General features: G+C 72.9%; 18 protein-coding genes and 1 riboswitch. Of the genes, 10 read left to right on the top strand and 8 right to left on the bottom strand.

From position 1 onward, the window contains the following. Window positions 1-292 precede the first annotated feature (292 nt). Entirely contained in the window at window positions 293-556 is a 264-nt protein-coding gene (locus tag LL648_RS14445) for a helix-turn-helix domain-containing protein (RefSeq protein ID WP_232663031.1), read from the bottom strand. Between the two features lie 293 nt (window positions 557-849). Between LL648_RS14445 and rsfS the strand changes: the two genes are divergently transcribed. The 6 genes from rsfS to LL648_RS14415 all read left to right on the top strand — a co-directional run bounded on the left by rsfS (window position 850) and on the right by LL648_RS14415 (window position 7,339). Then, the gene (rsfS, locus tag LL648_RS14440) at window positions 850-1,251 is read left to right on the top strand and encodes a ribosome silencing factor (RefSeq protein ID WP_232663030.1); all 402 of its coding nucleotides are present in this window, start codon (window positions 850-852) and stop codon (window positions 1,249-1,251) included. Beyond that, window positions 1,251-1,874 carry a histidine phosphatase family protein gene (locus LL648_RS14435; RefSeq protein WP_232663029.1) on the top strand — a complete coding sequence of 208 codons (624 nt, stop codon included), beginning with the start codon at window positions 1,251-1,253 and terminating at the stop codon, window positions 1,872-1,874. The genes rsfS and LL648_RS14435 overlap by 1 nt, the downstream gene beginning before the upstream one ends. 10 nt (window positions 1,875-1,884) lie before the next feature. After that, the gene (gene octT, locus LL648_RS14430) at window positions 1,885-2,625 is read left to right on the top strand and encodes a diglucosylglycerate octanoyltransferase (RefSeq protein WP_232663028.1); all 741 of its coding nucleotides are present in this window, start codon (window positions 1,885-1,887) and stop codon (window positions 2,623-2,625) included. 25 nt (window positions 2,626-2,650) lie between these two features. Beyond that, window positions 2,651-3,493: a DegV family protein gene (locus tag LL648_RS14425; protein ID WP_232663027.1), complete on the top strand. Its 843-nt coding sequence runs from the start codon at window positions 2,651-2,653 to the stop codon at window positions 3,491-3,493. Between the two features lie 559 nt (window positions 3,494-4,052). Next, window positions 4,053-4,817 (top strand): ComEA family DNA-binding protein, encoded by a 765-nt coding sequence (locus tag LL648_RS14420; protein ID WP_232663026.1) that lies wholly within the window; start codon window positions 4,053-4,055, stop codon window positions 4,815-4,817. A 44-nt stretch (window positions 4,818-4,861) separates the two neighbouring features. Further along, the gene (locus LL648_RS14415; protein ID WP_232663025.1) at window positions 4,862-7,339 is read left to right on the top strand and encodes a ComEC/Rec2 family competence protein; all 2,478 of its coding nucleotides are present in this window, start codon (window positions 4,862-4,864) and stop codon (window positions 7,337-7,339) included. On the opposite strand, the gene thrC is transcribed toward LL648_RS14415, so the two are convergent. Continuing rightward, window positions 7,227-8,495 (bottom strand): threonine synthase, encoded by a 1,269-nt coding sequence (gene thrC / locus LL648_RS14410; protein ID WP_232663024.1) that lies wholly within the window; start codon window positions 8,493-8,495, stop codon window positions 7,227-7,229. The genes LL648_RS14415 and thrC overlap by 113 nt on opposite strands. Window positions 8,496-8,503: 8 nt before the next feature. Further along, window positions 8,504-8,622, bottom strand: a riboswitch (SAM riboswitch). Window positions 8,623-8,750: 128 nt separating this feature from the next. Between thrC and holA the strand changes: the two genes are divergently transcribed. Then, on the top strand, window positions 8,751-9,716 hold the full coding sequence (holA, locus tag LL648_RS14405; RefSeq protein WP_374112040.1) for a DNA polymerase III subunit delta: 966 nt from the start codon (window positions 8,751-8,753) through the stop codon (window positions 9,714-9,716). Window positions 9,717-9,779: 63 nt separating this feature from the next. On the opposite strand, the gene rpsT is transcribed toward holA, so the two are convergent. The 4 genes from rpsT to LL648_RS14385 all read right to left on the bottom strand — a co-directional run bounded on the left by rpsT (window position 9,780) and on the right by LL648_RS14385 (window position 14,496). Next, the gene (rpsT, locus tag LL648_RS14400; protein ID WP_232663022.1) at window positions 9,780-10,043 is read right to left on the bottom strand and encodes a 30S ribosomal protein S20; all 264 of its coding nucleotides are present in this window, start codon (window positions 10,041-10,043) and stop codon (window positions 9,780-9,782) included. A gap of 93 nt (window positions 10,044-10,136) precedes the next feature. Next, window positions 10,137-11,330: an MFS transporter gene (locus LL648_RS14395; protein ID WP_232663021.1), complete on the bottom strand. Its 1,194-nt coding sequence runs from the start codon at window positions 11,328-11,330 to the stop codon at window positions 10,137-10,139. 38 nt (window positions 11,331-11,368) lie between these two features. Beyond that, a complete protein-coding gene (locus LL648_RS45205) occupies window positions 11,369-13,144 on the bottom strand; it encodes a GGDEF domain-containing protein (RefSeq protein WP_232663020.1) in 1,776 nt (591 codons plus the stop codon). Between the two features lie 146 nt (window positions 13,145-13,290). Then, window positions 13,291-14,496, bottom strand: a complete 1,206-nt coding sequence (locus LL648_RS14385) for an MFS transporter (RefSeq protein WP_232663019.1) — start codon at window positions 14,494-14,496, stop codon at window positions 13,291-13,293. 62 nt (window positions 14,497-14,558) lie between these two features. On the opposite strand from LL648_RS14385, the gene LL648_RS14380 reads away from it, so the two are divergent. Then, a complete protein-coding gene (locus LL648_RS14380) occupies window positions 14,559-15,134 on the top strand; it encodes a CGNR zinc finger domain-containing protein (RefSeq protein ID WP_232663018.1) in 576 nt (191 codons plus the stop codon). 27 nt (window positions 15,135-15,161) lie between these two features. Here the strand turns inward: LL648_RS14380 and LL648_RS14375 are convergent, their stop codons facing one another. Next, window positions 15,162-15,356, bottom strand: coding sequence for a hypothetical protein (locus tag LL648_RS14375; protein ID WP_232663017.1), 195 nt, complete (start codon window positions 15,354-15,356; stop codon window positions 15,162-15,164). Next, entirely contained in the window at window positions 15,356-16,279 is a 924-nt protein-coding gene (locus LL648_RS14370) for an SPFH domain-containing protein (protein WP_232663016.1), read from the bottom strand. Before LL648_RS14370 ends, LL648_RS14375 begins: the two co-directional genes overlap by 1 nt. A gap of 147 nt (window positions 16,280-16,426) precedes the next feature. On the opposite strand from LL648_RS14370, the gene lepA reads away from it, so the two are divergent. Further along, window positions 16,427-18,277: a translation elongation factor 4 gene (lepA, locus tag LL648_RS14365; protein ID WP_232663015.1), complete on the top strand. Its 1,851-nt coding sequence runs from the start codon at window positions 16,427-16,429 to the stop codon at window positions 18,275-18,277. A gap of 10 nt (window positions 18,278-18,287) precedes the next feature. Next, complete coding sequence (locus tag LL648_RS14360; RefSeq protein ID WP_232663014.1) at window positions 18,288-18,656, top strand: hypothetical protein; 369 nt, start codon at window positions 18,288-18,290, stop codon at window positions 18,654-18,656. Window positions 18,657-18,722 lie beyond the last annotated feature (66 nt).

The following is an 18,722-nucleotide window of genomic DNA, read 5'->3' as shown; positions in this document are numbered from 1 at the left end:
CCGCCGTGCGGGTCGTTCGGTGACAGCCGGTTGATCATCTCGCGGGCGCAGTCGACCGCCGCCGGGTCACCGGCCCACGAGAGGGTCGTCACCGTGTAACTCGTCGCCTTCGCCGCCTGGATCAGCGCCGACGAGCCCGCGGGTGCGAGCTGCTGCGCGCCCTGCGAGAGGCTCGCGGCCTGCGCGTACTCCCCGAGGGTGCGCACCCGCCACGCCTCCGTCTCCAGGGTCCACGCCCGGATCTCGTCGTTACCGCTCTCGCGGGCGAGAGAGCCGGCGGTGCGCAGCCGCGCTACCGCGGCGGCCTGCTGCTCCAGGTCGACGTGCAGCGTCGCGGCGAGCAGAGACAGCCATCCCCCGCATCGAGTAGTTCCTGTGCGGTGACGCCGAGATGCTTTGCGAGCTTGCGCCGTACGCACGGCTGCGGGTCGGTCTCCCCGGCCTCCCAGCGGCCGACCGTCGACCGGTCGACCCCGACCCGGTACGCGAGCGCTCGCCAGAGCCGCACACGACTCCCGGACACCCCGTAGGGATTACAGAGGGTGCGATTCGGCATTCCCGGTCTTCGCTCGCGGGATCGGTGCCCTGGAGACCAGGCCCGCCCGCCGGTTCGCCCTTGACCGTGACCGCACCCAGGCGAGCGCCATCATCGAGTTCTTCGAGCACCGCCCGGGGATGCTGGAGAGTTCCAGCGTTCCCCACATCTCCGAGTGCGGCGTGTACCGCTGACCTGCCACCCCGCGGGGAAAGGGTTTCCCTGCGCTGGGACACTGGAGCGATTACGGGTCGCCCGCCGGGCCGACCGGGAGAGGGCTCGATGGTGGAGATGTCGGCGATGAGGATGCCAGCGTGACCGCAACCGATCAGGCGCTGGACCTCGCCCGCGTGGCCGTGGCCGCGGCAGCGGACAAGAAGGCCCAGGACATCGTCGTTCTCGACGTCTCGGAACAGCTGGTGATCACCGACTGCTTCGTGATCGCCTCCGCACCGAACGAGCGGCAGGTGCAGGCGATCGTCGACGAGGTCGAGGAGAAGCTGCGCGAGCACGGCTCGAAGCCGACCCGGCGCGAGGGCACCCGCGAGGGCAGATGGGTCCTGCTCGACTTCGTCGACGTCGTCGTGCACGTCCAGCACTCGGAGGAGCGCGGGTTCTACGGGCTCGACCGCCTCTGGAAGGACTGCCCGCGCATCGACTTCCCGGAAGCCGTCGTCGGCGCGGTAGAGGGCGGCTCCGCAGAGGGCGGCGAGTAGTGAGCTTGCGCCGGCTGGTCCTGCTGCGGCACGGCCAGACCGACTACAACGTCGCGGGCCGCATGCAGGGCCACATCGACTCGATGCTGACCGACAGCGGGCGGGCCCAGGCCGCCGCCGTCGCGCCCGAGATCGCACGGCTGGCCCCCGATCTGATCATCAGCTCCGACCTCAAGCGGGCCGTCGACACCGCCGACGTCGTAGGGGCGGCCACGTCGTTGCCGGTCAAGCTCGACCCGCGCCTGCGGGAGACCCACCTCGGCGAGTGGCAGGGCCAGACTGTCGCCGACATCGAGCAGGCCTGGCCGGGTGCGATCGCCGTCTGGCGCTCCGATCCCGCCTGGGCTCCGCCGGGTGGTGAGTCGCGCCTCGAGGTCGTACGCAGATCGCGGCCCGTCGTCGAGGAGCTGGACGACGAGTTCGCCGACGGCCCGGACACGTGTGTGGTGCTGGTGGCGCACGGTGGGCTGATCGCAGGGCTGGTCAGCGCGATGCTGGCGCTCCCGACATCGGCGTGGCCGTCGATCGGCGGTGTCGGCAACTGCCGGTGGGCCGCGCTCGCGCGTCGCGACGACCACCCCCGCTGGAGGCTTGCCGGCTACAACGTCGGCGCCGGGGCGTGACGGTCCGCGCATGACAGCAGCCCGGCCCGTTCTGCTCGTGCTCGCCGACTCGCTGGCGTTCCACGGCCCGGAGCGGGCCGAGCCCGCCGACGAGCCGGGGCTGTGGCCGAACGTCGCCGCTGCCGCGCTCGGGGGCCGCGCGGAGCTCGTCGCCGGCATCGGCTGGACCGCACGGCACGCATGGCACGCGCTCACCCACGACCCCCGGGTGTGGGCGCTGATGCCGCACGTCGACGCGCTGGTGCTGGGCGTCGGCGGGATGGACACGCTGCCGTCGCCGCTGCCAACGGCGCTGCGCGAGCTGATCCCGGCACTGCGGCCCGACCCGCTGCGCCGTGCGGTCCGCGCCGGGTACCGGCGGGCGCAGCCGAGAGCGGCCAGCGTGTTCGCCCGGCTGCCCGGCGGCGGCCCCGTCGCCCTGCCGCCGCACCTGACGGTGCGCTATCTGGAGCTGTGCCGCTCCGCGGTGCTCGCCATCAGGCCGGACGTCCCGGTGGTCGCGGTGCTGCCGCCGGTGCACCGCGCGAGCGAGTACCGGGGCGTCCACGCCGGCCGGCCCGCCGCCGAACGGGCCACGCGTGCGTGGGCGCAGGCCAACGACGTCGGGTTGCTCGACCTGCGCGCGCTCGTCGCCGAGCACGTCCTGAGCGGTGCAGGCAACCCCGACGGCATGCATTGGGGCTGGGCCGGGCACGCGGCCGTCGGCGGCGCATGCGCGGAGCTGTTGCGGCCGTTGGTACCCAACGAGTGACCTGCGGGCAGTAGGGTGCGACGTCGTGCCCGTCGCTGTTGTCACCGACTCCACCTCGTACCTCCCGCAGGGTGTTGCGGAGAAGCGAGGGATCCGCGTCGTCCCGCTCGAGGTCAGGCTCGGTGAGGCGGTGGCGCGTGAGGTCGAGATCGAGTCGGAGACCCTCACCGCCGCGCTCGCGGACCGCCACCTGGACGTCCAGACCTCCCGGCCGACACCGGCGGAGTTCGCCGAGTGCTTCCGCGAGGCGCTCGCCGAGGGCGCGACCGATGTGGTCTGCGTGAACCTCTCCCGCGAGCTCTCGGGCACGTGGGAGGCCGCGCGGATGGCTGCCGACGAGGTCGGCGGCGGTCGGGTCCGGGTGGTCGACTCCCGCGCCACCGGGATGGGCCTCGGTTACGCCGTGCTCGCCGCCGCCGACGCCGCGGAAGCGGGGGAGAACGGCGCAGCCGTCGAGGCCGCAGCCACCGACGTCGCAGCGCGGTGCCGGGTGTTCTTCAGCGTCGATTCCCTCGACCGGCTGCGCCGCGGCGGACGGATCGGCGCCGCCGCCGCGTTCCTCGGCACCGCGCTGGCCGTCAAACCGTTGCTGCACGTCAGCGAGGGGCGGATCGTGCCTCTGGAGAAGGTGCGCACCACGGCGCGCGCGGCACAGCGGCTCGTCGAGCTGGCCGTCGCGGCCGTGCGCGACGGTCCGGTCGACCTGGCCGTGCACCACCTCGGCGCCGCCGCCCGCGCGGATGAGGTCGCCGCGCGGCTCACCGAACGGCTCGACGTCTCGCGGTTGCTGGTCTCCGAGATCGGCGCGGTCATCGGCGCGCACGTCGGGCTCGGGCTGCTCGGCGTCGTGGTGGTGCCGAAGAGCTGAGCCGCGAGCCTTCCTACCAGCGGGACGCGAGCTTGCGGCGCAACCTGGTCGGGAGGAGCGGCGGCGCCTTCGTGTAGCGCTCGTCACCGATGACGGAAGAGCGCCATGCGGTCGGTCATCCGGCCCTTGCCGCTCGGCTCGCGCCCGAACAGCGCGATCAGTGCCGTCCGGATGCCCGTTTCCACGCGTCCGGCTCCACGGGCAACCACGACTGCCGTTCACCCACGTCGGGGCCGTCCTCGGTCCGCACCCTCGCCTGACGCGGACAGTCCCGGGTCCAGGGGTTTCGCGGGCCCTGCACCGGCGTTGCCCGGTGAAAGGCGCGGGGCGGCGCATTATGCGGTTGGGGACCGACAGTTCCAGGGTGCGCCGCCGAAGTTGTCCACATCGGAGGTGAACTGTCCACAGTTCTCGGATCGTCCGTCCGAAGGCGGCCGGAGGTCCTAGCGTCGAAGACGTGCCTCGACATGATTTCCTCTCATCCGACCGGCTCTCCTCCCTGCGGCCATCTGCGCTCCCATCCGCTGGAGGGGGTAGCGGCCCACCATCGGACGAGCCGGTGCCACCGCCGCGTTTGGAGCTGCCTCCTGAGCCGCCTCCGCGCGGGCTGCGAAGGTTCGTCCCATCGGCGTTATGCGGTGCCCGGCTCGATCCGGGCCGGCCGGGTGCGGCAGCGCTGGTCGTCGCGGCCGCGATCGCGGCGGTCGCCGTGGTGATCGCGGTCTGGTCGGGGCGTCCGCAGGCTGAGCCCGTTGCGGCCTTGCCGGCCGTCTCCGTAGCGGAGCAGGCGATGACGCGGCCGGCTTCCGATCCGGACCCGTCGCCGACCGGGTCGTCGGGCGAGCCGTCGGCCGGGTCGCCGCCGGGTCCGCTCGTGGTGAGCGTGTCCGGCAAGGTGGCGCGCCCGGGGCTGGTCCAGGTCCCCGAGGGGGCCCGGGTCGCCGATGCGATCACCGCGGCCGGCGGTGCGCTGCCCGGCACGGACCTCGCGGGTGTCAACCTCGCCCGCCGGCTCGCCGACGGCGAGCAGGTGGCGGTCGGGGTGCCGCCGGCCATCGAGGCTGCGGAGGCCGCTGTGGCATCCGCCGGGACACCCCCTGCGGCCACCGGTGCGCGCGGCAGCCGACCGATGGGGAAGATCGATCTGAACGTGGCGTCGGTCGAGCAGCTCGACGCGCTACCGGGCGTCGGTCCGGTCACCGCCGAGCGGATCGTCGAATGGCGCAGCCACAACGGACGGTTCGCCAGGATCGAGCAGCTGCGCGAGATCGAGGGCATCGGCGAGCGCCGCTTCGGCCAGCTGCGCGGGCTGGTGACGGTGTGATGCGCACCCAGCCGATGCAAGAGCCCACCCGCCGTGGTCCCGATATGCGGCTGGTGCCCGCGGCGCTCGCCGTGTGGGCGGTGATGCTGATGGGCTTGGGGTTCGGCCCGGTCGGTGGGGGAGTCGCGACGGCCGGCGCCGGCGTGGTCGCTGCGATCGCGCTGTGGAAGGGTCGCCGGCCGTGGCTGCTCGCGGCTGCCGGGTGTGCCGCTGCGGCAGGGTTGGTGATCGTGGCGCACACGCTCGCCGTCGGGCTCCACCCGCTGCGGGCCCTCGCCGATCGCGGCGCCGCGGTCACGCTCCACGTCGTGGTCGACGACGACCCCCGAGCCGTGCGGGCGAGCGCCTATGGCTCGCAGACTGGTGAACCGTCGATGGTCGTGGTACCGGCCACCCTCACCGGCGCGAGCGCCGACGACACTGATTGGACGCTCGGCGGTTCGGTGGTGCTGCTGGCCCCGCACGAGGGCTGGCACGGCCTCCTACCGGGGCAGGCGCTCACCGCGGAAGGATTGCTCGTGCCCGCCGACCGGGCCGACCTGACGATCGCCGTACTGCGCGTCCGGGGGCCTCCGCAGCACGTGCTCGCGCCGCCGTGGTGGCAGGGCGTGGCGGCCACACTGCGCGCCGGGCTGCGCGAGGCCGCGGCGGCCGCACTGACCCCGTCGGGGGCCGGGCTGCTCCCGGGGCTGGCGGTCGGCGACACGTCGGTGCTCTCCGCCAAGGTCGAAGCCGACTTCCGCGCCGCAGGGCTCACCCACCTGCTGGCGGTCAGCGGGGCGAACCTCGCGATCGTGAGCGGTGCCGTGGTCGGGCTTCTGACGCTCCTGGGGGCCGGTCCGCGGTTCGCGGCAGGGGTGGGCGCGGTTGCCCTCGTCGGGTTCGTCGTGCTCGTCCGCCCGTCGCCGAGTGTCCTGCGGGCCGGGGTGATGGCTGCGATCGTGCTGCTCGCGCTCGGCGCAGGACGGTCGCGGGCGGCGGTGCCGGCGCTGGCGGCCGCGGTGCTGGTGCTGCTGGTGGTGGATCCGTCGCTCGCCGTCGACGTCGGGTTCGCGCTTTCCGTCACCGCGACGGCCGCGCTCGTGCTGCTCGCCCCCGGCTGGGCGCGCAGGCTGCAGCAGCGCGGGCTCGCCCGCTGGCCCGCGGAGGCGCTCGCCGTCTCGGTGGCGGCGTTCGTCGTTACCGCGCCGATCGTCGCCGGGCTCAACGGGGAGCTCAACCTGGTTGCCGTCGTCGCCAACCTGCTCGCCGCGCCCGCCGTCGCGCCGGCGACCGTGCTCGGGGTCCTCGCGGCCCTGGTCTCGCCGCTCGGAGCCCCGGTCGCCACGGCCGTCGCGTGGACGAGCACTCCTGCCGTCTGGTGGCTGGTGTTCGTCGCCGACCAGGCCGCGGCCGTGCCGGGGGCGACGCTGCCCTGGGTGGAGGGCGTGGTCGGTGCGTTGCTGCTGGTCGGCGTGCTCGTCGTGGTGGTGGCGCTCGCCCGCTCCCGTGCGGTGCGCGCGCTGATGATCGCGCTCGCCGTGGGGGCTGCGTTGGTGCTGGTGCCGAGCAGGCTGCGGCCGCCGGGGTGGCCGCCGGAGGCGTGGAGCGTCGTGGCGTGCGATGTCGGGCAGGGCGACGCCATCGTCCTCGCGACGGGCGTTCCGGGCTGGGCCGTGCTGGTCGACGCCGGGCCGGAGGAGGGGCTCGTCGATGCCTGCCTGCGCAGGCTGGGCGTGCACCACCTCGCGATGGTCGTGCTGAGCCACCTCCATGCCGATCACGTAGGCGGGATCGCCGGCGCCGTCCGCGGGCGGGGTGTCGGCGCGATCGCACTCGGACCGGTGCACGAGCCGCGATGGGCGTTGGGTGTGGTGCGAAAGGCCGCCGCCGACGCCCGTGCCCCGCTCGTCGCGCTGGCCAAGGGCACCCGACTGCGTTGGCCCGCTCTCACGGTCGACGTGATCGGCCCCGTCCACCCCGCGGGCGAGGTCGACGCGGAGGACGGCGCGGCGGTCAACGACGGGTCGCTGGTCCTGCGGCTGGGTACGCCGGCCGGCACGGTGCTGCTGACCGGCGACGCCGAGGTGGCCGCGCAGTCCGACCTGCTCGCCGCCGGTGCCGGCTTGCAGGCCGACGTGCTGAAGCTTCCGCACCACGGGTCCCGCTCCACCTCGAGCGCGTTCCTGAGAGCGGTGGGCGCCAGGACGGTCCTGGTCAGCGTCGGCGCCGGCAACCGCTACGGGCACCCGAACCTGCGGTTGCTCGGCGAGCTCGAACGCGCCGGTGCGAGGGTCCGGCGCACCGATCTCTCGGGTGACCTGGCCGTGATCGGCGGCGCAGGCGGGCTGGCGCTGGTCGCGCGGGGCGACCCGCTACCGGCCCGCCGGCGCCGGTGTCCCGGTGTCAGGCCCAGCGGCAGGCGCTGTGTCAGGCGCGGTCGGCCAGCGCCGCGCGCACCGCCTTCGTCGTGGCGGGCACGGTGGCGGTGGGGCCGACCTGGTCGGCTACGGCGTCGAGGGTCTTCAGGCCGTCCCCGGTGATCAGCAGGACGGTCTCCGCGTCGGGGTCGAGCTGTCCCGTCTCCACGAGCTTCTTCGTGGTGGCGACGGTGACCCCGCCCGCGGTCTCGGCGAACACGCCCTCGGTGCGGGCGAGCAGCCGGATCGCGGCGACGACCTCCTCGTCGGAGACGTCGGCCACCGCACCGCCGGTGCGGCGGGTCGTGTCGAGGACGTACGGGCCGTCGGCGGGGTTGCCGATGGCGAGCGAGCGGGCGATCGTGTCCGGCCGCACCGGCTGGATCACGTCGTGGCCCTCGGCGAACGCCTTCGACACCGGCGAGCACCCGGTCGCCTGGGCGCCGAAGATCTTGTAGGGGGTGGGCTCGACCAGCCCGAGCGCACCGAGCTCGGTGAAGGACTTGTCGACCTTCGTCAGCTGCGATCCCGAGGCGACCGGGATCACGACCTGCTCGGGGAGGCGCCATCCGAGCTGCTCGGCGACCTCGAATCCGAGGGTCTTGGAGCCCTCGGCGTAGTAGGGGCGGACGTTCACGTTCACGAACGCCCAGTCCTCGTGCTCGGCGGCGAGCTCCGTCGCGAGCCGGTTGACGTCGTCGTAGTTGCCGTCGACGGCGAGCAGGGTGCCGCCGTACACGGCGGTCATCTGCACCTTGGCCTGCTCGAGTGAGGAGGGGATCAGCACCACGGAGTCCCAGCCGGCGCGCGACGCCGCGGCCGCGACGGCGTTGGCGAGGTTGCCGGTGGAGGGGCAGCACAGCACGGTGAAGCCCAGCTCGCGGGCAGCGGCGAGCGCGACGGCCACCACACGGTCCTTGAAGGAGTGGGTGGGGTTGCCGGTGTCGTCCTTGACCCACAGGTTGCGGATGCCCAGCTCGGCGCCGAGCCGGTCGGCCTTGATCAGGCGGGTGAGGCCGGGCTCGGTGTTGGGGTGCTCGCGCACGTTCGACGGCACCGGGAGCAGCTGCTGGTAGCGCCAGATCGACTTCGGTCCGGCCTCGATGGACTCGCGGGTCACCGTGCCGAAGTCGTAAGCGACCTCGAGCGGGCCGAAGCACTGGGGGCACGCGAACTCGGCCGCGAGCGGGATCTGGTGGCGGCACTCGCGACAGGAAAGCGCACGAGCCGGACCGAGATCGAAGGAGGTGGACGCCGAGAGGTCAGCAGTCAGGGTCATTTGAAGTCTCCTCATCTTCCCCGCACCGCGCGGGTCGGAATTGGCACCGTGATCGGAGCGCATGACGTGCGCTTCGCCGGTTGCCGGGGCTTCAACGGGCCGTTCCCTCTGCCCCTCTGGATGAGCCATGTTCAGTTGTTCCGCTGGCACAGGGGCCCACGGTTGACCTTCACCGTACGGCACCTCCCACGCTCGTCCCAAGGGCCGCCCACGATCTGGGAGCCGGGTCACGTCGTGTCGGGGCCGTGCGCGAGCATGGGAGCCATGAGCCTTTCGCCCGTCCAGCTCGTCGTCGGCGAGGAGGAACTCCTGGTCGAGCGTGCAGTCGAGGCCGTCGTGGCGCAGGCACGGGTTGCCGACCCGGCTGCCGAGCTGCGTCGCTACCGCGCCGCCGAGTTGACGGTCGGCGAGTTGGCGGAGAGCTTGTCGCCGTCGCTCTTCGCGGAGGCCCGGGTGATCGTGCTCCAGGCCGCCCACGAGGTCGGCAAGGAGCTCGCCGCCGCGATCATCGAGCAGTCGTCGGACCCGGCCGAGGGCATCGTGCTGGTGGTCGTGCACGCCGGTGGAGCGCGCAACAAGGCGCTGGCCGACGCCCTGCGCAAGGGCGGGGCCGCGGTCACGACCTGCAACAAGATCACGCGGTACGAGGAGCGGGCAGACTTCGTGCGCAGCGAGGTCAGACGGGTCGGCGGGAAGATCGCCCCGGCGGCGGTCGGCGTGCTGATCGAGGCCGTGGGGTCCGACCTGCGCGAGCTGGCGGCAGCCAGTAGCCAGCTGGTGGCCGACACCGGGGGCAACGTCGACGAGAAGGCGGTGCGCCGCTACCACCGCGGTCGGGCGGAGGCGTCCGGGTTCGCGGTGGCCGACAAGGTCGTCGCGGGCGACCGGGCCGGTGCGCTCGAGGCGTTGCGATGGGCGCAGGTGCTCGGCGTGCCGAGCGTGCTCGTCGCCGACGCGCTCGCCGACGCCGTGCGCACGCTCGCGAAGGTCGGCTCCGCAGGCCGCGGCGACCCGAACCGGCTCGCGCAGACGCTCGGCATGCCGCCATGGAAGATCCGCAAGGCGCAGCAACAGGTGCGGCACTGGCGCCCGGAGTCGCTGGCCATCGCCTTCGCGGCGGCGGCGGAGGTCAACGCCGACGTCAAGGGTGTTGCTGCCGACCCCGAGTACGCCCTGGAGCGTGCCGTCGAGCGCATGTGCGCCGCGCGCGAGCGCCGCTGACCGCACACGACAACGGCGCCACCCGCTCGGGTGGCGCCGTTGGATGTCGTAGGTCGGCCGCGCTCAGGAGGCGGCGGTGACCCGCTTGGCCATCGCCGACTTGCGGTTGGCGGCCTGGTTCTTGTGGATGACGCCCTTGCTGGCCGCCTTGTCGAGGGCCCTGCTGGCGGCGCGCTGCAGCTCGGCGGCCTTCTCGGTCTCGCCTGCCTCCGCTGCCTCGCGGAACCGGCGCACCGCGGTGCGAACCGACGAACGCACCGACTTGTTGCGCTGCCGGCGCTTCTCGTTGGTCTTGACCCGCTTGATCTGGGACTTGATGTTGGCCACGCGAATGCCTCGAGTTTCTTCCTGCCGCTGGACTGGTCTTGGCTCCGGCGGCGGGTGGATCGTGCGAGCACGCCGGGCGCTCGGCTTTCCATGCTAACAGCGCTGCTCCGCCGCCCGGAAATCGACCCTGGACAGTGGCAGCAGGCTCGCGAACGCGGCGAGGCCGCAGATGCCTGCGGCACCGATCGCCCAGCCGTACGTCCCGGTGGTGTCGATCAGCAGGCCGGCGAGCGGAGTGCCGAGCAGCGCACCGAACCCGGCGGCGGTGTAGACGAGCCCCACCACGCCGCCGAGCCCGCGCACGCCGAAGATCTCCGCGAGCACGGTGGGCTGCAGCGCGATCCAGCCGCCGTACCCGATCCCGAGCACCACGGCGAACGCGACCAGCACCGGGAACGAGCCCCCGAACAGCCACAACACGAAGCTGAGCGCGAGCACGCCGAAGCTGGCGATGAACGTCCTGATGCGGCCGATGCGGTCGGCCAGCGCGCCGATGGCGAGCCGCCCGACGACGCTCGCCACGCCGATCACGCCCACCAGCGTCGCGGCGGCGACCGGCGACACGCCGATCGACACCGCGTAGCTGGGTAGGAACACGAACGGGACGAAGAGCCCGAGCGCCGCCAGGAACGTCGCGGCGTACATCGACCGGAAGGCCGTCGTCGAGATCAACCGCCGCAGCGGTAGCGCCGGCTCGCCCTCCGGCTCGGGCGGGCGGCTCGCGACGAGCGCGCACAGCACCAGCAGCGCGGCGCCGGCGAGCCCGTAGACGACGTGGGTGGTGCGCCAGCCGAGAGCGTCGATCAGCGCGGCGGCGAGCGGTGCGCCGACGAGCGTCCCGATGCCGATCCCGGCGATCGCGATGGCCAGCGCGAACGCGCGCCGCTCGTGGAACCACCCACCCACGGCGGCGACCATCGGCACGTACCCGCAGGCCACGGCGATGCCCACCCCGAGGCCGTAGGTGAGGTAGCCCAGCCACAGCTCGTGCACGAGCGAGGTGAGCAGGAGGCCGGCGGCGAGCGCTGCCGCGCCGACGAGCAGCACCGGTCGGGGCCCGACGCGGTCGGCGATCCGCCCGCTCACCGAGCCCAGCAGGAACCAGACGCACGCTGTGATGCTGAACACGACGGAGGTGGCGCCGTTCCCGGTGCCGAACTCGGCTGCCATCGGTGCGAAGAACGACCCGAAGCTGTAGCCGACACCGAACACGACAGCCATCGAGACGAACGCCGCCCCGACGGTCGCCCACCCGCGTAGGGACGGCTGCGCCGGCGTCGATGCCACGAGCCGACAGTACGTCGCCCGCGCCGGCGAGTGGAGCGCTAGTGCGTGGTCGGGATGAACCGGAAGCGCCGGTCGGCGTTGTCCGACGGCGCCGGGACGGTTCCGCTGATCACGGTGTTGCCGCCCTCGCGCTTCGCCACGTACATCGCGGCGTCGGCGGCGGAGAGCGCCACGGCCGGGTCGCCGCCGAGCGGTGCCCGCACCACCCCGACCGACATCGTGACGCCCGCCGCGAGCTCGGCCGGCAGCGCCGCGACGGCCTCGGCGGCCCTGGCCAGCGCGGCTCGTGCAATGGGCAGCGGGGTCGACGGCATCACGACGACGAACTCGTCGCCGCCGTAGCGGGCGACGAGGTCCTGGCTGCGCAGGACGGTCCGCAGACAGCCGGCCACCTCGCGCAGCACGGAGTCGCCGGCGGCGTGCGAGCGGACGTCGTTGACGTCCTTGAACCGGTCGAGGTCGATCAGCGCGACGGCGCATGGCTGCGTGGCGGGGGAGCTCGTGGACTCGGCGAGGTGCAGGTCGAGGGCCCGCCGGTTGGGCAGCGACGTCAGGGGGTCCTGCATCGCCTGTGCTGCGACCGCGCCGTGCTCCCTCGCGAGGCGGTGGTGCTCGGAGTGGCTGCGCAACGCCGTGATCCGGGCCTCGCGAAGCGCCCACAGCTCCGCTTCCAGCGCATCGACGTAGCGGGCGAGCACCTCCGAGGTCGCAGCCGAGCCCTCGACGATGGCGGCGACCCGGGCGAACTCGCGGTGCAGCGCGAGCGCGAGCACGGTCTCCGAGGTGTCGCCGTGCAGGGCCTCGCGCACCGGCGAGAGCACCCGGCGGGCGGCCGCAGGAGCGCCGGCCGCAAGGTGGGACCGCGCGGTGGCGATGGCCAGCACGATCCGGTCGAGCGTGAACTGGGCCCGCTCCTTCAGCCGCTCGAGCATCGGCAGGTGGTCGGCGTCGGGGTGTTGCAGGGCGAAGGCCGCGCCGATGATCGAGCACTCCGTCGCGGCCTGCGCCGGTGCCATCGCCGGGTCGCCGTTCGCGGGCCCCCACAGTCTCGAGGCCTTGTGCGCGGTCTGCGCGGCCCCGAAGAACCGGGTCGCGGCCGCGGCGTCGCGGCCGGCGCGTTCGAGCTGCAGCGCCCACGACAGCTGCAGCCGGACCCGGTTCAGGTGGTGGATCAGCAGCTGCATCGGGTCGTCGCACTGTGCCGCCGCCGCGATGGCGCGCTGCGAGAAGTCGTCGGCCAGCTCGTGCGAGCCCAGCTTGAGCAGCACGATGACGAGGCTGTTGTACGCGCGGGCGATCAGGCGCGGCCACTCGGCGGGGTCGTCGTCGCTGCCGGGTTCGGCCTCCGCGAGCAGCGCGGTCGCGAGCGCGGTGTCGGCGAGCGCGTTCTCACCGTGCCCGAACGCCGCCGTCCGGTGCGCGCGCAGCGCCGCCGCCTCGCCGCGCCGCCGCGCGCTGCCTTCGGTCTCGGCCAGCTCGCTGAGCTCCTGCAGCAGCTCGTCCGCCATCGCGGCGTCGGCGGGATCCGCGGTGAGCACCCTGGCCATCACGCCCATCCGGACGAGCTCGGCGAGCAGCTCCGGTGAGCGGGTCCCGCGGGCTGCGGCGATCATCGCGTCGAGGCCGTCCCGCGCGGCCGCGCGTCCGGCGGGTCTGGCGCGCTGGTACCAGATCAGCTTCGCGGAGGCCCGCGAGAGCAGCTCGCTCTCGGTGAGGTCGGAAGCCTGCTCGGCGCATCGGCACGTGCCCTGACCCGCGACCAGCGCGCAACCGGTCGACCTGTCGCTCGTCGTGCGCGAGCGCGTGGGTGACACCGGGGCGGGCCCTCGTTTCCGCATGATGTGCCGGGCAGGGAATCCCGACTCCTCGCCGTGCGGCAGCCGCTCCGACACGCCGGCTGCGTTTCGGCGGTCATGGTGACACGCGGACGGTGGAAGTGGCAGGTCGGGTGGGGGGCTCGCTACCCGTCGCCGATCCGGGCGATCGCAACGCCCTGCAGGACGGCGGCGGCCAGCAGCAGCCCGATCGCCAGGTGGTAACCGAGCGGCCCGCCGCCGGCGGCGTCGATCAGCACGCCCATGAGCAGCGGGCCGGTGCCGGCGACGGTGTACCCGCCGCCCATGGCGAGCGCGCTGGTGGATGCGCTGGCGGCGCTGTCGGGCGTTCGCCGGGTGATCATGGTGAGGCCGAGCGGGAAACCAGCGCCGGAGCCGATCCCCATGAGCACCACCCACAGCCACGGTCCGACGACGGGCGGCTGGGGGAGCAGCAGCACGCCCAGCGTCCCGACGGTCACGGAGGCGAGCATCAGGCCGGCCCAGAACGTCCAGCGGCCGCGATCGGCCACCGCGGGGACGAAGAGCGCCCCCGGGATGTGTGAGATGCTCCAGGCCGCCAGCAGGAGGCCGGCCTGCGCCGGCTCGACGCCCTGGCTCTCGTAGTACGGCGCCAGCCACGTGAGCCAGCCGTAGACCAGCATCGACGTGCCGATCTGGTAGCACGCGGCGAGGCGGGCGAACCCGTCGTGCCACGGCAGGCGATGCGCGCGGGCGGGCGCAGGGGAAGGGGTTTCGGCGCCGTCCTGGCGAGTCCGGGCCGGGACCATGCCCGTCCAGGCCGCCGCGGCGACGATCGCGGGCACCGCCCACACCGCGAGGGAGAACGACCAGCCGCCGACGGCAACGGCGATCGGGACCGCGAGCGCGCTCGCGGCCGTCGAGCCGAGCATCATCGCCACCACGTAGCCCCCGGTGACGGCGCCGACGCGGGTGGAGAGGCGGTCCTTGATGACGGCGGTGAGCAGCACACCCGCGACGCCGATGCCGAACCCGATCACGACGCTGCCCGCGATCAGCAGCACGAGCACCGGCACACCGCGGACCAGGCTGCCTGCCGCGACCAGTCCGACTGCGACGGCGAGCCCGCGCTCGGCGCCGAACCGCGCAGCGAAGCGCGGGCCGGCGAACGATCCCGCGGCCATCATGAGCACCGCGCCGGCCTGCACGAGCCCCGCGGTGCCCGCGCCGACGCCGAGCTCGTCGCGCACCGCCGTGAGCAGTGGTGGGTAGCCGGCGAGTGCGGCGCGCAGGTTCAGCGAGAGCGCCAGTAGTCCGACCAGCACGACTGCGGCCGACGGCTTGCGCGTTGCGATCGATGCGGTGTTCACGACCCTCCCTTGAAAGGTGTATAGTCTTGAACACCCATTACCGTAGGAGAGGATGGTAAGGCTTGCAAGTCGCGCTGGACGATTACGTGCGTGGTGCGGTGGTCGTGACCGATCTCGTCAACACCGCGCCTGAGGTGTGGCCGCACAAGGGTGACCTGCTCGACGCCCCGGCGGCGCTGGGGCGGTTCCTCGCCGAGCACCGCGTCCGCTATCCCGAAGAGCCGACCGCCGGCGATCTCGACGCGGTGCGGGAGCTGCGCGGAGCGTTGCGCGAGCTGCTCGAGTCGGACGACGCGGCGCACGTGGCCGAACGGGCGGCCGAGCTCGTCGCCCGCGGCGGGGTCGGCCCGGCCCTGTCGCACGTCGTCGGCGAGCGGTGGGACTGGTGCGTGCGGTCTCGGCCCGATGCCCGGCCGGCCGACCTGCTTGCGCTCGTCACCGCGATCGGCCTGCTGGGCACGTTGCGCACGCTGGGGCACACGCGGTTCCGCGAGTGTGCCTCACCGACCTGCGCGGGACTCTTCGTCGACACCAGCAGGGCGGGCCGGCGCCGCTACTGCGAGCCCGCCGTGTGCGGCAACCGCATCAACGTCGCCAACCACCGGGCCCGCCGCCGCGCCGACCCCGGCACAGACTGAGCCCGAGCACGTTCAGACTGCGCCGGCTCAGTCTGCGCGGGGGCGGCCGCGGGGACGGGTCCCCTTGGCGTCCTTCGGCAGCCGCCCGGCCTCGGCGAGCGCGGCGCGGAGCAGGTAGTCGATCTGGGCATTGGTGCTGCGCAGCTCGTCGGCGGCCCAGCGGGCCAGCGCGTCGTGGACCGCCGGATCGAGCCGCAGCAGGAAGCCCTTGCGCTCAGCCATCAGTGGTAGAGCGACCCCGCGTTGACGATGGGCTGCGTCGCCCGGTCCCCGCAGAGCACGACGAGCAGGTTGCTGACCATCGCGGCCTTGCGCTCCTCGTCCAGCTCGACGATCTCGCGCTCGGACAGGCGGGCCAGCGCCATGTCGACCATCCCGACGGCGCCCTCGACGATCCGCTCGCGCGCGGCGACGACGGCCCCTGCCTGCTGGCGCTGCAGCATCGCGCCGGCGATCTCGGGCGCGTAGGCGAGGTGGGTGAGGCGCGACTCGATGATCTGCACGCCGGCCGACTCGACCCGCGCCGCGATCTCGGCGGAGAGCTGCTCGGTGATCTCCTCGGCGTTGCCGCGCAGCGACAGCTCCTCGCCGGCGTGGCCGTCGTACGGGTAGCTGGTGGCGATGTGCCGGATGGCGGTCTCGGTCTGGGTGTGCACGAACGCGACGAACGAGTCGACCTCGAACACCGCACGTGCGGTGTCGTCGACCTTCCACACGACGACGGCGGCGATCTCGATCGGGTTGCCGTCGTTGTCGTTGACCTTGAGCACGTCGCTCTCGTGGTTGCGGATGCGCGTCGACACCTTCTTGCGGCTGGTCAGCGGGTTCACCCAGCGCAGGCCGGCAGCGCGGACGGTGCCGACGTAGCGGCCGAAGAACTGCAGCACCTTGGCCTCGCCCGGCGCGACGGTGGTCAGCCCGCCCAGCGTGAGCAGGCCGAGCAGGAGGCCGAGCGTGCCGATGACGAGGCCGGTGGCCGCGCTGCCGGCGTTGACCACCGCGATCCCGGCGCCTCCCACGCCGAACAGCAGCGCCAGTCCGGCCAGCAGGCCCAGGAAGCCGTTGGTGCTGAACCCCTGCCGCTCGCGCACCACCGGATCGGGCATGCGGACGGTGGTCGGCTCGACGTCGTGCGTAGCGGACATGGCCCGCCCCCTCGTGTCTCCGGTGCCGCGCCGGTCGCGGCTAGCAAAATGATATCAGTTTTTGAGCGAGGGTGACCGGCTCACCCGTTCGGCGTCGCAGCTCGGCACGCATGGGACGATGGAGGCACCCGTACCCGAAGGAACAGTGTGAGCTCGTTCGCCGACAAGACGTTCACGTCGCCGGAGCAGATCCGGAACTTCTGCATCATCGCCCACATCGACCACGGCAAGTCCACGCTGGCCGACCGGATGCTGCAGCTCACCGGCGTCGTCGAGGAGCGCGCCATGCGCGCGCAGTACCTCGACCGGATGGACATCGAGCGCGAGCGCGGCATCACCATCAAGGCGCAGAACGTGCGGCTGCCGTGGGAGACCGACGGCGTCGACTACGTCCTGCACCTGATCGACACCCCCGGCCACGTCGACTTCACCTACGAGGTCTCGCGGGCGTTGGAGGCGTGCGAGGGGGCGATCCTGCTGGTCGACGCCGCGCAGGGGATCGAGGCGCAGACGCTGGCGAACCTCTACCTCGCGCTTGAGAAGGACCTCACGATCATCCCGGTCCTCAACAAGATCGACCTGCCGGCCGCCGACCCCGACCGGTACGCCGCGGAGATCGCGCACATCGTGGGCTGCGCGCCTGACGACGTGCTCCGGGTGAGCGCGAAGACGGGTGTCGGCGTCGAGGAGCTGCTCGACGAGGTGGTCTTCCAGATCCCGCCGCCGGTGGGCGACTCGGACGCCCCGGCCCGCGCGATGATCTTCGACTCGGTCTACGACACCTACCGGGGCGTGATCACCTACATCAGGGTCGTCGACGGGAAGATCACCCCGCGCGAGCGGATCAAGATGATGTCCACCGGCGCGACCCACGAGCTGCTCGAGGTCGGCATCGTCTCCCCGGAGCCGAAGCCGTCGGTCGGGCTCGGCGTCGGCGAGGTCGGCTACCTGATCACCGGCGTGAAGGACGTGCGCCAGTCGAAGGTCGGCGACACCGTCACGAGCCAGCGCCGCGGCGCCACCAAGCCGCTCACCGGCTATCGCGAGCCCCGGCCGATGGTCTACTCGGGCCTCTACCCGGTCGACGGCTCGCAGTACCCGGACCTGCGCGAGGCGCTCGACAAGCTGCAGCTCAACGACGCCGCGCTCACCTACGAGCCGGAGACGTCGGCCGCGCTCGGGTTCGGGTTCCGGTGCGGCTTCCTCGGTCTGCTGCACCTGGAGATCACCCGCGACCGGCTGGAGCGCGAGGCCGGGCTCGACCTGATCTCGACGGCGCCCAACGTCGTCTACCGCGTGATCAAGGACGACGGCTCCGAGATGACCGTGACCAACCCGTCGGACTGGCCGACCGGCAAGGTCGCGCAGATCTTCGAGCCGATCGTCAAGACCACCATCCTCGCGCCGTCGGAGTTCATCGGCTCGATCATGGAGCTGTGCCAGAGCCGCCGCGGTCAGCTCGGCGGGATGGACTACCTCTCCGAGACGCGCGTCGAGCTGCGCTACACGATGCCGCTCGCGGAGATCATCTTCGACTTCTTCGACTCGCTGAAGTCGCGCACCCGCGGCTACGCCAGCCTCGACTACGAGGAGGCGGGCGAGCAGGAGTCGGACCTGGTCAAGGTCGACATCATGCTGCAGGGCGAGCCGGTCGACGCCTTCTCCGCGATCCGGCACAAGGACGACGCGTACGCCTACGGCACGGCGATGACGTCCAAACTGCGCGAGCTGATCCCGCGCCAGCAGTTCGAGGTGCCGATCCAGGCCGCGATCGGCTCGCGGATCATCGCGCGCGAGAACATCCGCGCGATGCGCAAGGACGTGCTCGCGAAGTGCTACGGCGGCGACATCACCCGCAAGCGCAAGCTCCTGGAGAAGCAGAAGGAGGGCAAGAAGCGCATGAAGACGATCGGACGGGTCGAGGTGCCGCAGGAGGCCTTCGTGGCGGCGCTCTCCACGGACTCCACGGCGGCCGACACGGCAAAAGCCAAGAAGTAGGCCGGCGAGCGTGACGGGCACACCGGGAGGGGTCGGCGTCGCCGGCGGCGTGCTCGTCGTCGTGCTGGTGCTCGGCATCCTCGCCGGCCGGGCGAAGCGGCGCTGGACGTACCTGCTGACCGGCCTCGCCGCGGTCGTCGTGCTCGGGATCGCGGTAACCGCGGTTGCGGGCGTCCCCGGCGACGATCCTGCGACGGAGGTCACGGCGCTCTACTCGACCACCGTGCCGCTCATCGTCGGCTACCTCGCGGGGTGGCTGTGCGGCCGCGGCACGTGGTTCCGCCGGCTCGTTGTGATCGCCGTCGCAGCGCTGCTGCTCGCGGTGTTCCCGTATGCGGCCGCGGGCGCCGCCACAGCAGGGCTGCTGCCGCCCCGGTAGCAGCCGCACCGCCGTTGCGCAGCGGTTTTCCCGGCCAGCCTGTGATCCCTCTCAGGTGGGATGACG

This window comes from Pseudonocardia sp. TRM90224, assembly GCF_021245725.1.
Taxonomy (GTDB): Bacteria; Actinomycetota; Actinomycetes; order Mycobacteriales; family Pseudonocardiaceae; genus Pseudonocardia.
This window is presented reverse-complemented; position numbering and strand designations above follow the sequence as displayed.

Excerpts from the sequence above, each read along its gene's own strand:
- LL648_RS14445 (WP_232663031.1), bottom strand. The coding sequence starts at position 556 with ATGCCGAATCGCACCCTCTGTAATCCCTACGGGGTGTCCGGGAGTCGT.
- octT (WP_232663028.1), top strand. The coding sequence starts at position 1,885 with ATGACAGCAGCCCGGCCCGTTCTGCTCGTGCTCGCCGACTCGCTGGCG.
- LL648_RS14415 (WP_232663025.1), top strand. The coding sequence starts at position 4,862 with ATGCGGCTGGTGCCCGCGGCGCTCGCCGTGTGGGCGGTGATGCTGATG.
- thrC (WP_232663024.1), bottom strand. The coding sequence starts at position 8,495 with ATGACCCTGACTGCTGACCTCTCGGCGTCCACCTCCTTCGATCTCGGT.
- holA (WP_374112040.1), top strand. The coding sequence starts at position 8,751 with ATGGGAGCCATGAGCCTTTCGCCCGTCCAGCTCGTCGTCGGCGAGGAG.
- LL648_RS14375 (WP_232663017.1), bottom strand. The coding sequence starts at position 15,356 with ATGGCTGAGCGCAAGGGCTTCCTGCTGCGGCTCGATCCGGCGGTCCAC.
- LL648_RS14370 (WP_232663016.1), bottom strand. The coding sequence starts at position 16,279 with ATGTCCGCTACGCACGACGTCGAGCCGACCACCGTCCGCATGCCCGAT.